Origin of the sequence: Bacillus sp. P14.5, assembly GCF_003316765.1 — a bacterium.
In the GTDB taxonomy this organism is placed as follows: Bacteria; Bacillota; Bacilli; order Bacillales; family Bacillaceae_B; genus Rossellomorea.
The window spans coordinates 36,928-51,236 of record NZ_NIJF01000009.1 but is presented as its reverse complement, the minus strand read 5'-3'; the positions used below and the strand labels follow the sequence as shown (position 1 = coordinate 51,236).

Sequence of the window (14,309 nt, the reverse complement as noted above, 5' to 3'; positions counted from 1 at the left end):
GTGGACTGACTTTGGGGGTCAGTCCATATTTTATATACCGTATTCTTCGTTCAGGTTTTTTAACTGCAGCGACAATGCCATGAATTTCTTCTTATCTCGCTGATCAAGTGCGCAGTCCAATTCTTCTTTTAACATTCTTTTTTGATTGACCAAGTGCAATTCATTCAAGACCATATCAACGTAAATTTCATTCAAAGTCATCTCGGTGGCTGTTTTCCGGGACATTGCACAAGCCTTCATCATCTCTGAATAAGTTTTCTTTTTATCCATTTGGGCTCACCTCTAAAGTCTTTTTTAAAAACAGATTGCACAGAACCTGGTTATCACATGACAAATGCATAATAAGTCTTGAAAGGATACTGCTGTTTTAGCTCTCGATAAAGTGATCGGATGATGATTCCGGTGGATTAGGAAACAATAAAATCTACCACTGTGGACAACTTATAGCTATGTTATCCACGTCCAGCTTCAGTGCCCAGCCTGCTCAAGGTCAAACAACCTGAAGAGATTAAAAGGAAAGACCACTTTTTAATCTTTGGAACATTTGCCTGTCGGGACTGATCGAGGCGCTTCCGCTTTTGTTTGTTATATTATATGAGAAAAAAGATGAGAAAACAACGTAAATATTTTAATTTTCTGAAAATTATTTAGGAGGACAAATTATGGAAAACGAGTGTTATTTTTGGAATATTATGCTATTATATTAGAGAAAAATGTAGAGGAGGCGAAGAAATGGTCGAAAAATCTCGTATAATCGAAGAATATGAAATCAACCCTTATACGATGTTGATTATGCCAATAGAATATGGAACCCGTACTTATACGGAAATCCATGAAGGAAATGAAACCTTAATATCTCCATTTAAACCCTTTGAAATCATCAAGAAAAGCTGTGAGTTTTACGGGTCTTCTTATCAAGGAAGAAAGGACGGAACCAAGCGTTTAACAGGCATCACTCATAAAGCCCCCATCATTGTAGATCCTCATTCGTCTATTTATTTGTTCCCAACCACTTCACCAGCCAAATCAGAATGTATTTGGATATCCCATGATCACGTACTTTCCTACACTAAATTAAACAGCAAAGAGATAAGCGTTACATTCCGTAACCGCAGGAGTTTTACCCTGCCCATGTCATTTGCCAGTTTCGAGGCTCAGATGATGAGGACGGCGATGCTTCGGATCAACTTTCAGCATCGGATCTTGAATGCTGACAGAAAGTCTTCATCACAGAATTTTGGAGTCTTTCCCGGAAGGGCTTCCGAGCATGTGCCGGTGTATGCCTGGGGACAGAAAACCTCGGGGGAGGATGTATAACAGTTGGCTGAAGCCGCCTTCCTGTTGTGAAGGCGGAGGTTTGGCCAACAGCTTAAAGCGTGAGGAGCCTCACGCTTTTTTGCTTTCCTGGGAGGTGGTGTTCAGGAACCGCTGATACAAGTAATGCCTCAACAGATCCTCGACCCTGTTGCGCAGCCGGGGATTGAAGTAGTTGTGATGCTCTTCGTATCCTTTGTAGAGAAATAAATACATGGTGAAAGCATCGTCCGATTTGATTCTTTCCACTTTCATTCCGTTGTGTTTCATGTGCTTCTTCACGCTTGCAAGCTCGCTTTGGATGATCTTCATTGTTTCCTCGATCAGTTCCAGGTAGGGCCTTTTCAGTTTGAAGGGACTCTTTTCCACAACCGTGAAATCCCTGTCCAGCACAGTCAAGACCATCGGCAGGTAAATCGCCTGCTCTAAGATGTTTCGATCTTCCTCAGATATCCTGGTCATAATTATGCTCCTTCTTATAAGGAATTAAAGAACGTGTGTTCGTATTTTTATTGTACGTACTTTTTACTGATTTATCAATATCCAAAATTGAAGAATAAGGTCGAAACGGAATCTTTTTTCTAGTATGGATGTTTATCCGGAAATCTAAACACAAGATAAAAGCACAAAAATCGGTTATAGAAAAGTCTCTCCGAACCAAAAAATTTCGCAGACAAAGGATTTGAGCATGGCCTGTCGAACTTTTTAAAATAAGGTATACATTTAGATTGAAAGGGAGTTGGCATTTTGATAAACAGAAGAGGAATCACTGCAGAAGATTTATTTGCTTTGAAGTCGGTTTCCGACCCGAAGCTTTCACCTCAGGGAAATGAAGCCGTATATGTGTTAACCGAAATGGACAAGGAGAAGAACGACTACATATCGAATCTTTACCATCTTTCTATTAATACAGGAATTAGCAGCCAATGGACGTTTGGGGAAAATCGCAATACTTCTCCAAGATGGTCACCGGATGGGAAAGAGGTTGTTTTTGTATCAGACCGTTCTGGCAAAAATCAGTTGTATTTACTGTCAGTGAACGGAGGAGAAGCGCAGCAGCTTACCCGCTGCCCTAATGGCGCATCACAGCCGCTGTGGTCTCCCTGCGGTACGAAAATTGCATTCTCGACAGCTTTAAAAGAAGGAGAGACCCTGACAGAAGGGGAGGCAGAAGAAAAGCTGCCCCAGCCTCTTGAAGTGAAGAAGATGAAGTACAAATCGGATGACAGCGGTTTTTTCAGTGGAAAAAGAAGCCATGTAGCAGTCATCGAGTTGGAAACATTGGAGATGAAGGAAATCACTGAAGGGGAAGTCGATTACTCCCTGCAATCCTGGTCGCCTGATGGCAGGTATATAGCCTATGGCGCTGACAAAAGCGCCGACCTCGATACCTCTTTTCAGACCGATTTATTTTTATATGATGTAGAGGAAGGTACCGAGAAAAAGGTAACGGGCGGAACGGGGTATTTCGGGAATGCCGCCTGGTCGCCCGACAGCCGCTCCATCGCTCTTCTTGGTCACGAGAAAGAGTATCAAAACGCTACGCTTACGAAGGTATGGCTGTATGAAATGGAAGCAGAATCGTTAAGCTGCCTGACAAGTGAACTGGACAGCCCAGTCGGCGACTTCATGGTCATTGATTTTCAGCAAGGCGTGTCAAACCCGGGAATCCAGTGGGCGTCGGATAATCAAAGCTTTTATTTTCTGACCTCAGACAATGGAAATACTGTGTTGTATTACGGAAATCGTGATGGGTCCCTGTATCCGGCACTATTGGATGATCAGCATATTTACGGATTTGATTTGGATGCGGACAATCAAAAAGCCATTGCTGCCATCAGTAACCCGGAACTCCCAGGCGACCTGTTCATGCTTGATATTCCTTCAGGGAGTTTGAATCAGCTCACATCCGTCAATGAAGAATTTCTCTCAGGAGTGGAGCTTTCGAAAACAGAAGCTCTTACTTTTAAAAGCAGCGATGATTTGGAAGTGAACGGCTGGCTGATGAAGCCTGCAAGCCTTAAAGAAGGAGCGAAATGCGGCTTGATCGTTGAAATCCATGGCGGTCCTCATATGATGTATGGGAATACCTATTATCAAGAGTTCCAGATGCTTGCAGCTGAAGGATACGCTGTTCTCTTCATCAATCCGCGCGGCAGCCATGGATATGGACAGACCTTTGTAGATGCGGTCCGTGGCGACTACGGCGGCGGAGACTACGAGGATGTAATGGCAGCCGTGAATCATGCTGTCGAAAAATATGACTTTATTGATAAGGAGAGACTGGGTGTCACAGGAGGAAGCTACGGCGGCTTTATGACCAACTGGATTGTCGGCCATACCGATTTATTCAAGGCAGCTGTCACGCAGCGATCGATTTCAAACTGGGTGAGTTTCTACGGAGTCAGTGACATCGGGTACTATTTTTCCGAGTGGCAGATTGACGCAGATTTGAATGATATTGAAAAGTTGTGGAAGCACTCGCCTCTTGCTTATGCAGAAAATATTGATACACCGCTTCTGATCCTTCACAGCGAGAAAGATTACCGCTGCCCGATAGAACAGGCGGAGCAGTTGTACATCGCTGTCAAAAGGCAGGGGAAGGAAACGGAGATGGTGCGGTTCCCTGAATCGAATCACAACCTGTCCAGGAACGGCAAGCCTAATCTAAGGGTGGCCAGACTGAATTATATTAAGAATTGGTTCAGAAAGTATATTTGATGTCCTGACGAGATACCCGGTAAAAGTGGTAAGTGCTTTTGCCGGGTATTTTTGTGAGGAAGTACCGTGTAAATGATATTTCATTTTGGTGACAATATTAAGAAATGGAAGACCTTGTGATATACTTTTTAAAGGGCTTTTTTCTGAAAAATTGGCTCTTTTCTAAAACCTTGTTGCTTTTGAATGTTATTTTATTCTCCTTTTAGTTAGAAGGATTGGAGCGGAAGGCGTGCGACCTCCTGAGGGAATAGCGGGACAGGTGAGGAGCCGCAGGCGAAGCCGAGGAGGCTCAACGCCTGCCCCGCGGAGTCGTGCGCCTGGAGCGGAAATCCATTAAAAGCATGCACCTATATATATAGCAAGGCTGACAAGATAAGAGCTGCTCTCTTTGGAAAGAGGAGCCTTTGATTTAAGGGAATAATACGGATATGGGGATTTTTCCAAAACAGCTTTTTATAATACTTGGAATATACGTGATTCAGGTATTTTATTGAATATAAACCAGGCTATTGTATTCTCTAATAATGAGTAATGAGAGAGTCAGGACGAAGAAAAATTTAAAAACTGGTTTTGTTCTATGAATGTTTAGGGGAAAGATATAGTATGGATATTGAGATGATAAAAGCATGGTTCACACTTGAAAATATAATGAATTTAATAGAGGAATATCGTTCTTTTGGTCCATTGGCCGGCATTCTGCTGCCGATGGTGGAAGCATTCCTGCCCTTTCTGCCGCTGGTTGTTTTTGTTCTGGCTAATGTGAATGCATTCGGTTTATGGTTTGGATTTTTATTTTCGTGGATTGGTGCCTCCCTGGGAGCTTTGATTGTGTTTTTGCTGATAAGAAAATATGGCCAAGCCCGTATCTTCCGTTTCTTGAAAAAAACAAGCAGGTGCATCGATTGACAGTATGGGTGGACCGCCATGGATTTGGGCCGCTTTTCCTGCTGCTGTGCTTTCCTTTTACACCATCAGCACTGGTCAATATCGTGGCGGGCCTGTCGGGAATCAGTATTTTGCAATACATGCTCGCTGTTGCAGCCGGAAAATTTGTAATGATTTTCACCATTAGCTTTATTGGGCACGATATTGTATCATTATTTCAACAACCATTGCGTACTGCATTGGTACTGGCTGGCATCTTTGTTCTTTGGATAGCAGGTAAACGGGTGGAAGCCCGTATCAATAAAAAAGTAGAAAAAGATCACTCCCGCGGGTAATCTGGGTAGGAGGAATTAGATTGAGAGACAGCATTAAAAGAGAGAGCCTTGAATGGGTGAAAGCTTTAGGAATCGGTTTGATTATCTTCGTCGTCATCAGGACTTTCCTGTTTTCAAATTATGTTGTGGAAGGCGAATCCATGATGCCCACCCTTGAGGACGGCAATAAGCTTGTCGTCAATAAGATAGGCTATCAGGTAGGGGAACTCCACCGTAATGATGTAGTTGTATTTCACGCAAGCGAAAATGAAGATTATGTTAAACGAATCATAGGGCTGCCAGGGGATACCGTGGAATATAAAGATGATAAATTGTATGTGAACGGTGAAGCACAGCCGGAGCCTTACTTGGAAAAATTCAAGGAGGAAATGGTCGGAACCAAACTGACAGGTGACTTCACCCTGGAGGAAATCACAGGTGAACAAACTGTTCCAGAGGGGAAAGTATTCGTGCTGGGCGATAACAGGCGCAGCAGTATGGACAGCCGATACTTTGGATTTGTCGATCAGGAGCAGATTGTCGGAAAAGTGAACATGCGCTATTGGCCGTTGAATGAATTCGATGTCCAGTTTGGTGATTGAAGGATAGACGCTTGATTCTTATGAATCAGGCGTTTTTTAGTTGTCCAGGAAATATAAAATCAATCTCTGTTGATGACTGTGAATGATGTTGTTCCCGTTATCTACGCCCAGCACAGCACCGGAGAGTCTGTATTCACTGAAACGGCCCCGGGGTCAAATAACCTGAATGGCAGGTTGTCGGGGAAGAAGCAATATCTGTCTAAAATAGATAGATATTAGCTGGATGAATGCGAAACGTACCAATACAAAGAGATTGGTAGAAGATAACGGTACGATTAGAAGGAAAACGTACCATCAACGAGGGACCTGAAGGAGATAATGGCACGATTAGCGGGGAAACGTACCAACAAAGAGAGAGCCCGAAGGAGATAATGGCACGATTAGCAGGGAAACGTACCATCAACGAGGGACCTGAAGGAGATAATGGCACGATTAGCAGGGAAACGTACCATCAACGAGGGACCTGAAGGAGATAACGGCACGATTAGCAGGGAAACGTACCATCAACGAGGGACCTGAAGGAGATAACGGCACGATTAGCAGGAAAACATACCAACAAAAAGAGTTTAAAAGAAGATAATGGTACGATTCACGAGAAAGCATACCATCACAGAGAAGCACAGTAAAAGATAACGGTAAGTTTATGCCAAGGCATCCAATTACAAAAGGATATTAAGTCCAGTCCAGGAGGTCCGCCAATATGCAGCAGTTAAAGACAAACCTGATTCCAAAAATAAACACATCATTCAACTTGCGGAAGGCAAGTTGATTGGTGTGTTTATTAAAGAACCAGCAGGCACGGAGTATTCTCAATGGAACGCCGCACTGAAACTGGTTTTACTCCTCATCGTTCACTTCGCCATCGCCCACTTCGTCTTCTCCCGGAGCATCACCGCATGCAGTCATCGTTGTGGCAAGCATGGCAGCAAGAAGCATATAAAGCAGCTTCCTCTTCATATTATCCCTCCATTCATTAAGGTCTAATTTTCAAAATCTACTCATAGAGTGCACTAAAACAGCAGGAATATCCCCTTAGGTGTTATCCTGAAATATTTCACAGCCATTTTAAAAGGAAAAATGGGAGTTATTGTCGAAATATTCAACTATAAAGAAGTTGTGGGGAGGATACATAAATGAGGTTGAAGGATAAAACGGCAGTTATCACCGGCAGTGCGAATGGAATTGGACTCGCGGCTGCTAAAAAGTTTGCTGAGGAAGGCTGCACAGTTCTCATGGCGGACTTTGATGAAAGCAAGGGAGCATGGGAGGCTGAAGCAATAAGGGAAGCAGGAGGAAATGCGTTTTACTACCAGGTTGATATCGCCAATCGCGAAAGCGTTAACAGTTTTGCCGGGAAGGTGATCGAGCAATATGGCAGTATCGATATTTTAGTTAATAATGCAGGGATCACGAGGGATGGAATGATGTCGAAGTTGACAGAGGAAGATTTTCAAAAGGTTCTCGATGTCAATCTTACCGGTGTTTTTCATTGTACTCAGGCGTTTCTGCCGGCACTGATGAAAAGCGGCAAGGGAAAAATTATCAATACAGCGTCTGCCAGCGGACTTTTCGGCAACGTGGGCCAGACCAATTATGCAGCATCCAAGGCAGCTGTAATCGGGATGACCAAGACATGGGCGAAGGAATTTGGACCGAAGGGGATCAATGTCAATGCTGTCGCACCCGGAGTGATTGAAACGGAAATGACCGCAAAGATTCCGGAAAAGGTAAAAGCACAAATGAATGCTTTGATCCCATTGGGAAGATTCGGGAAGGCGGAAGATGCGGCAAACGCCTATCTATTCTTAGCTTCTGATGAATCCGACTATGTGAATGGAATTGTTCTTCAGGTTGATGGCGGAATAATGATGTAGTGAGGAGATGGAAAAGATGAAAAATGTAGTGATAACGTCTGCGCTCAGAACTCCTGTAGGAGCTTTTGGCGGGGCATTCAAAGACTTGCTGCCGACCGATTTAATCGTGCCGGTAATGAAAAGGGCTGCGGAGGAAAGCAAACTGGGAGCGGGAGATATCGATGAAGTCATACTGGGACATTGCATCCAGCGGACTGACCAGCCGAATACAGCAAGAACGGCAGCGCTTTTGGCCGGATTCGATGATACTACAACCGGTTATACCATTCAGAGACAATGTGCCAGCGGGATGCAGGCAATCATTTCTGCAGTCATGCAAATCCAAACAGGCATGTCCGATATAGTGCTTGCCGGCGGAGTGGAGGCCATGAGCTCCAGTCCTTACATAATGAAGGGCCATCGGTGGGGGCAGAGGCTTCAGCATGGGGAGATCCGCGATTCTGTATGGGAAGCTTTGGAGGATCCGATTCATGGAATCATGATGGGGGAGACAGCAGAGAACCTTGCAGAAATCCACAATATAACTAAAGAGGAACAGGATGAACTCGCGCAGTTGAGTCATCAAAGAGCTGTCAAAGCTGCTGAAGAGGGATACTTTGATGCTCAGATTGTTCCTATCACAGTCAAGTCCAGAAAGGAAACCAAAACGGTCACAAAGGATGAAGGTCCGCGGGCTGGCCTGACGATGGAGAAGCTTTCTTCTCTCAAGCCTGCTTTCCGCCAGGGAGGAACCGTGACGGCGGGCAATTCTTCAAGTCTCAACGACGGTGGTGCAGCCTTGATCCTGATGTCGGAGGAAGAAGCAGAAAAGCGCGGTCTCAAACCACTTGCGAGAATCGCAGGATGCTCAGTGGCTGGAGTCGATCCGAAGCTGATGGGCAGGGGACCGGTACCCGCAGTGGAGAAAGGTCTCTCCAATACGGGCTGGTCTCTTGAAGAAGCAGATCTTATCGAAGTGAATGAGGCTTTTGCTGCACAATATATTGCTGTAGAAAAAGAACTCGGCCTTGACCGGAATAAGACTAATGTAAATGGAAGCGGGATAAGCATCGGCCATCCTGTAGGCTGTACAGGTGCCAGGATTGTGGTTTCCCTTGTCCATGAATTGAACAGACGGGAACTGAAAAAAGGGATTGCGTCTCTATGTGTAGGCGGAGGCATGGGAGCAACTGTTTTTGTAGAAACATTATAAAACAGAAATAGAGAGCCTGGGAACGTCCTGGCTCTCTATTTTGATTATTTACTTTACCGAATGCGATCTGCGCATTTTATTTTTCGTGCTGCTCCAGCATATTGTTATTCACCCTCATAAAAACTCCGAGAAGCGCCTGAATGCCAAAAGCGCCTATCAGCAAGAGCAGTGCCTGCTTATAAGAGAGCACCATGATGGCTAAAGGAGCAAAACTGGCACCGGTCAGAAGAAAAAAAGAGTATAAGCTCAAAGCCTTTCCTCTATGGCCGCCTGCCCAATTGCCAATGAAAGTGATAATGGTGGGGATCAGCAAGGAAATTGCAGATACAAACGTTATGGATGATAGAAGGTTGATGATGAGACCCGAGAAGAAGAAGAGCGGAAGAACGCTCATGCTTCCCAGCAGAAGTCCCAGGAACAAGGTTTTCATTTCGCCCAGCTGTTTTATCAAATGGCTGGTAAGTAAAGATAATCCTGCACCCAGCAAACCGGCTGAACGGATGGCGAGCAATTCACTGGAACTTCCCGGATAGTAGCGGGATAAGGTGTCATAGTATCCGACAAAGGTGAAAAGGAGAAGAAGGACAATTCCATAGCATATGAAAAGAGAAGGGTTCTTTAAAATAGAAAAGTACGCAGCAAGGGAAAAATCTTTCTTATCCGTATTGACAGTAACCGGAAGTTCACTGTGGCCGAAAAGGAATAAGAAGCCATACACGGCCGCAAAAAAATAAAAACGGTCTGCCAGCCAAACCAGCCTGACAGGGAGCTGCTGATGATCTGTCCGAGGATGCCGGCAGCCAGAAACCCGGAGTTGATTAACGCGAGAAGAAGAGTGCGCTTCTTCGATTCAAACAGTTCATAACAATAGGCAAAAGCAACAGGTGCAAAGCTTCCCAGGAAAAAGCCCTGCAGCCCCCGGGTTAAGTACAAGCTCCATTCGTCTCCTGAAAGTGCCACAGCTCCTGTAGCGAGAGCTGAAATCCCTATGCCGAATACAATCACCGTTTTTCGGCCGACTACATCGGAAATCCCTCCAAAAAGAAACAGGCCTCCAGCATAGCAAAATGTGAAAATACTTCCCGCAAGGACAACTTGTTCAGCCCTGATGGAAATCGAGACCGCCACAGCTTCGTACATCGGAATCAAGGTGTATATGTTACAGGCCACAAAAATACCCATGGTGACCAAAAGAGTCTCTACACGCAAAGAAGAGTATTTCATATTTCATCACTCCCTTCACACTAAAATATGTAAGGAAGCCTGTCGGATTTACACTCAATACTACTCTCCAAAAAATTCCCATGAATAACGGAACTGCAATCCCCGACAGAATCAACTCAGTGTATTATAATAAACTTAGACAATTTTTTGCGCAGCTATGGATGAAATGGCTGGAGCGATGGAATTCTTTATAAACAGCCGGATGCCGGGGTGGAGTTAAAAAATGAAAAACGAGACAGTGACTGATTGGTTGAAGAAAAACGAGATCAATAATGAAGATATCAACTTTATTGAAACAGTATTGACCTTTTCCTCTTCGTTAAAAACACTTCCCAATAAACATGATGTTATAAATAGAAGTCTACAATCATCGTTTCCTAGTAAAAAGGTTATGATGATATCTTATTTAACCTACCAACAGTTCACACAGATTTTAGAGGATAACGACATTGAAATTGATCCAGTGCAATTACTCAACCATTATCGTTCACAAGGTGTTTGTGTAGAGATTTGTGATGAACTGTTAATACAAGTAAAATAGTACCGTTTTTTATAGATTGCAATTCCTATGCAGCATCTCAAGTCGCAAAGACTGTGGCTGTTGAAAAATAAGACTTGAGAATAGAGCGATTCAAAATAAACTTAAAGTCATTATAAATAATAGAAAAAATAATGAACACAGGGAGTGGGAACATGTCGGTCAGATTTATTTTGGGACGTGCCGGAACGGGCAAAACCAATATGATTCTAAATGAAATCAAAGAAAAACTGAGACAGGAACCAAACGGCAGTCCTGTCATTTACCTTGTTCCGGACCAGATGACTTTCCTTTCTGAATATAATCTGGTCAATGAAGAAGGAATTAACGGAATGATTCGTGCGCAGGTATACAGTTTTACGCGCCTTGCCTGGAGAATCCTCCAGGAGACCGGGGGATTAAACAGATACCATCTCTCCAGTGTCGGTCTGAATATGCTGATCCGGAAGATCATTGATGATAAAAAGGACCAGCTGAAATTATTTTCACGCGCATCGGATAAGGCCGGTTTTATTGAACATGTGGAAATGATGCTGACTGAATTCAAGCGGTATTGCGTTTCTCCTGAAGAATTATCAGACAACCGGGAGAGCTACGCGGAAGGCGGGCAGCAGTCAAAAGCATTAGCAGACAAGCTTCATGACCTGCAATTAATTTATAATAGCTTTGACGAAAATTTATCGGGTAAGTATATCGATTCAGAAGATTATTTTACTTTACTGGAAGAGTCGGTAGAGAATTCAGCCTTTCTTAAGGAAGCAGAGATTTTTATAGACGGATTCCATAGCTTCACACCCCAGGAATATTCGGTGATTGGGAAGTTGATGGACTATTGTCCAAGGGTCACGGTTTCGCTGACTGCGGAACCTCATTCACACCAGAATGAACAGAACGATTTATTCAGGATGACTTCTGAAACCTACGATGCACTATCCGAGCTGGCACAAGTATCCAGAGGCGGGATGGAAGAGGAAATAGTTCTGGAAAAAACAAGCCGATTTCAAGACAGAGGGCTTCAGCATATAGAGCAGAATTTTGAGAAGCGGCCGGTAGTGCCCTTTGAGGAAGGGGCAGGATTGAACATACTTGAAGCCTCTAACCGCAGAGCGGAAATTGAAGGTGTGGCCCGGGAAATCAGAAGGCTCGCCAGAAGCGAAAATTACCGCTATAAAGATATGGCAGTCCTTGTACGTAACGGCCAGGAGTATCAGGATGTCATTGAGACGGTGTTTTATGATCATGAAATTCCCTACTTTATTGACCAGAAACGGAAGATGCTGAATCATCCGCTGATCGAGCTGATACGCTCCACATTGGAAATCATGAACAGCAACTGGCGGTACGAGCCTGTATTCAGGGCAGTCAAAACGGACTTGCTGTTCCCTTATGACCGGGATCCCAAGCTTCTCAGGGAGCAGATGGACAGGCTGGAGAATTATGTTCTCGCTTATGGAATCCAGGGAGATAAATGGACGAGAAAGGACAGATGGATCTATCGCAGGTTCCGCGGACTTGAACAGGCTGATATGCCTCAAACAGATAAGGAACGTGAAAGGGAGCAGGAAATCAATGAACTCCGTTTGTTTATTTCTGCACCGATTCTGCGGCTCGGACGCCGCCTGAAAAAGGGCAGGACTGGCCAGGATTTATGCGAGATCTTATACCTCTACCTGGAAGAGCTTGATATCCCTGCCAAGCTGGAACGGCTTCGACTGGAGGCGGAAAACAGAGGAGATATCATCTCAGCCAGGGAGCATGACCAGGCTTGGAATGCTGTCATGGATCTGCTTGATCAATTTGTGGAAATTCTGGGAGATGAAGAAGTAACCGTCAAAAAGTTTGCTTCCATCATGGATGCCGGAATCGACTCTATGAGATTTTCGCTGGTGCCCCCTGCAGTTGACCAAGTCATGATCGCCAATCTTGAGCAATCGCGGCTTGCTGATTTGCGGGCGGCATTTGTCATAGGGGTGAATGACGGTGTCCTTCCTGCCAAAATCACAGAAGACGGGATTTTTTCTGATGAAGACAGGGAGAAATTGACCTCTTCAGGGCTGAACATTGCTCCGGGAAGCAAGACCAGGCTGCTCGATGAGGAGTTCATTGCTTACAAAGCCTTCACAACCCCATCGGAAAGGCTTTATGTGTCATATCCGATTGCGAATGAAGAGGGAAAGGCGCTGCTGCCGTCAGCCTATATTAAAAGACTGTCAGAACTGTGCCCTCATACCCAGATAAGCCTGCTGATCAATGACCCGTCCGAGCTGCCAAGAAATGAACAGCTCTCTTATGTCAGTCATCCGAATGTGACCATTGCGCATCTTACAGCCGGCCTTCAAGCAAAGAAGAGAGGCTATCACCTTCAGGATTTCTGGTGGGATGTTTATAACTACTATCTTGCCGATCCTGTTTGGAAAGGACGGGCCAGTCATATTCTTTCCAGCTTGTTTTATCAAAATAAAGGGAAGAGGCTGGGAGATGATACGAGCCAGGCGCTTTATGGTGATGAAATATTGGCGAGTGTTTCAAGGATGGAGATGTTCCACGGATGTCCATTCTCCCATTTCGCCAATCATGGCTTAAAGCTCAGGGAGCGGGATATCTATCGTCTGGAAGCACCGGACATTGGGGATATGTTCCATGCAGCGCTCAAATGGATTTCGGAGGAAATCGACCGGCATGGACTAACATGGAAACAGCTTACGAAAACGCAGTGTCTTGAATTGGCCAGAGAAGCGGTTCTGTCACTTGCCCCCAAGCTGCAGCATCAGATCCTGCTCAGTTCCAATCGGCACCACTATATCAAGAAGAAGCTTCAGGATGTAATCGGCCGGGCGTCCTTGATTTTGAGCGAGCATGCAAAAGCGAGCGGGTTCTCACCCGTTGGCCTTGAATTAGGATTCGGTCCGAAAGCGGAACTTCCGCCATTCTCTTTCACTTTGAAAAACGGGACCAAGATGGCCCTGCAAGGCAGGATCGACAGGGTTGATAAAGCGGAAAGTGACGAAGGAGTCTATTTGCGGATCATCGATTATAAATCGAGTGCCAGGGACCTGGACCTTACGGAAGTATACTATGGTCTATCACTGCAGATGCTGACCTACCTGGATATCGTCCTGACTCATTCGCGGAAATTGATTGGGGCAGATGCAAATCCGGCGGGAGTATTCTATTTCCATGTTCATAACCCAATGGTGAACAGCAAAAAAATCCTTACCCTTGAAGAGATTGAAGAAGAAATCTTCAAAAGCTTCAAGATGAAGGGGCTGGTACTTGGAGAAACCGATGTTGTCCGCATGATGGACCAATCATTGGAATCGGGAACGTCCAATATCATCTCGGCAGGATTGAAAAAAGACGGAACCTTATCATCGCGTACGAAAGCGGCAGACAGGGAAGAGTTTGATGTGATGAGAGCACATGTGAGGAGCCTGTACAAAAAATCAGGTGACGATATCATGTCTGGAAGAACGGATATCACTCCATACAAATTAAGGGACCGGACGCCATGCCAATTCTGTTCATTCAAACCCGTCTGCCAGTTCGATTCATCTCTTGAAGAAAATGAGTATCGCATTTTTACCGAAGGAAAACCGGCAGATCTGCTGCAAAAGATGAAAGGAGAAGAAGGTGCCCATGAATAAT

Annotated in this window: 11 protein-coding genes and 1 pseudogene; 8 read left to right on the top strand and 4 right to left on the bottom strand. The window is 44.7% G+C overall.

The window, feature by feature from the left end:
- Positions 1–30: 30 nt before the first annotated feature.
- Positions 31–270 carry an IDEAL domain-containing protein gene (locus B9Z54_RS00660; protein WP_113926614.1) on the bottom strand — a complete coding sequence of 80 codons (240 nt, stop codon included), beginning with the start codon at positions 268–270 and terminating at the stop codon, positions 31–33.
- A gap of 462 nt (positions 271–732) precedes the next feature.
- On the opposite strand from B9Z54_RS00660, the gene B9Z54_RS00655 reads away from it, so the two are divergent.
- Entirely contained in the window at positions 733–1,317 is a 585-nt protein-coding gene (locus tag B9Z54_RS00655) for a competence protein ComK (RefSeq protein ID WP_113926613.1), read from the top strand.
- Positions 1,318–1,386: 69 nt separating this feature from the next.
- On the opposite strand, the gene B9Z54_RS00650 is transcribed toward B9Z54_RS00655, so the two are convergent.
- Positions 1,387–1,776 (bottom strand): YhjD family protein, encoded by a 390-nt coding sequence (locus B9Z54_RS00650; protein ID WP_113926612.1) that lies wholly within the window; start codon positions 1,774–1,776, stop codon positions 1,387–1,389.
- 285 nt (positions 1,777–2,061) lie between these two features.
- On the opposite strand from B9Z54_RS00650, the gene B9Z54_RS00645 reads away from it, so the two are divergent.
- The 5 genes and pseudogenes from B9Z54_RS00645 (at position 2,062) to B9Z54_RS00625 (ending at position 8,902) form a co-directional block, all read left to right on the top strand.
- Positions 2,062–4,035, top strand: a complete 1,974-nt coding sequence (locus tag B9Z54_RS00645) for a S9 family peptidase (protein WP_113926611.1) — start codon at positions 2,062–2,064, stop codon at positions 4,033–4,035.
- A gap of 603 nt (positions 4,036–4,638) precedes the next feature.
- A pseudogene (locus B9Z54_RS00640) lies at positions 4,639–5,255 on the top strand (TVP38/TMEM64 family protein).
- Between the two features lie 20 nt (positions 5,256–5,275).
- Positions 5,276–5,836 carry a signal peptidase I gene (gene lepB / locus B9Z54_RS00635; RefSeq protein WP_113926610.1) on the top strand — a complete coding sequence of 187 codons (561 nt, stop codon included), beginning with the start codon at positions 5,276–5,278 and terminating at the stop codon, positions 5,834–5,836.
- A gap of 1,133 nt (positions 5,837–6,969) precedes the next feature.
- The gene (gene fabG, locus B9Z54_RS00630; RefSeq protein ID WP_113926609.1) at positions 6,970–7,710 is read left to right on the top strand and encodes a 3-oxoacyl-ACP reductase FabG; all 741 of its coding nucleotides are present in this window, start codon (positions 6,970–6,972) and stop codon (positions 7,708–7,710) included.
- A gap of 16 nt (positions 7,711–7,726) precedes the next feature.
- Positions 7,727–8,902, top strand: a complete 1,176-nt coding sequence (locus B9Z54_RS00625; RefSeq protein WP_113926608.1) for a thiolase family protein — start codon at positions 7,727–7,729, stop codon at positions 8,900–8,902.
- Between the two features lie 76 nt (positions 8,903–8,978).
- On the opposite strand, the gene B9Z54_RS00620 is transcribed toward B9Z54_RS00625, so the two are convergent.
- Both B9Z54_RS00620 and B9Z54_RS00615 read right to left on the bottom strand, forming a co-directional pair.
- Positions 8,979–9,620 carry an MFS transporter gene (locus B9Z54_RS00620; protein WP_162785030.1) on the bottom strand — a complete coding sequence of 214 codons (642 nt, stop codon included), beginning with the start codon at positions 9,618–9,620 and terminating at the stop codon, positions 8,979–8,981.
- Positions 9,521–10,126 (bottom strand): MFS transporter, encoded by a 606-nt coding sequence (locus B9Z54_RS00615; protein WP_113926606.1) that lies wholly within the window; start codon positions 10,124–10,126, stop codon positions 9,521–9,523. The genes B9Z54_RS00620 and B9Z54_RS00615 overlap by 100 nt, the downstream gene beginning before the upstream one ends.
- A 223-nt stretch (positions 10,127–10,349) precedes the next feature.
- Here B9Z54_RS00615 and B9Z54_RS00610 point away from each other — a divergent pair, with 223 nt between their 5' ends.
- Positions 10,350–10,667 (top strand): hypothetical protein, encoded by a 318-nt coding sequence (locus B9Z54_RS00610; RefSeq protein WP_113926605.1) that lies wholly within the window; start codon positions 10,350–10,352, stop codon positions 10,665–10,667.
- Between the two features lie 152 nt (positions 10,668–10,819).
- A complete protein-coding gene (gene addB / locus B9Z54_RS00605) occupies positions 10,820–14,308 on the top strand; it encodes a helicase-exonuclease AddAB subunit AddB (protein WP_113926604.1) in 3,489 nt (1,162 codons plus the stop codon).
- Position 14,309 lies beyond the last annotated feature (1 nt).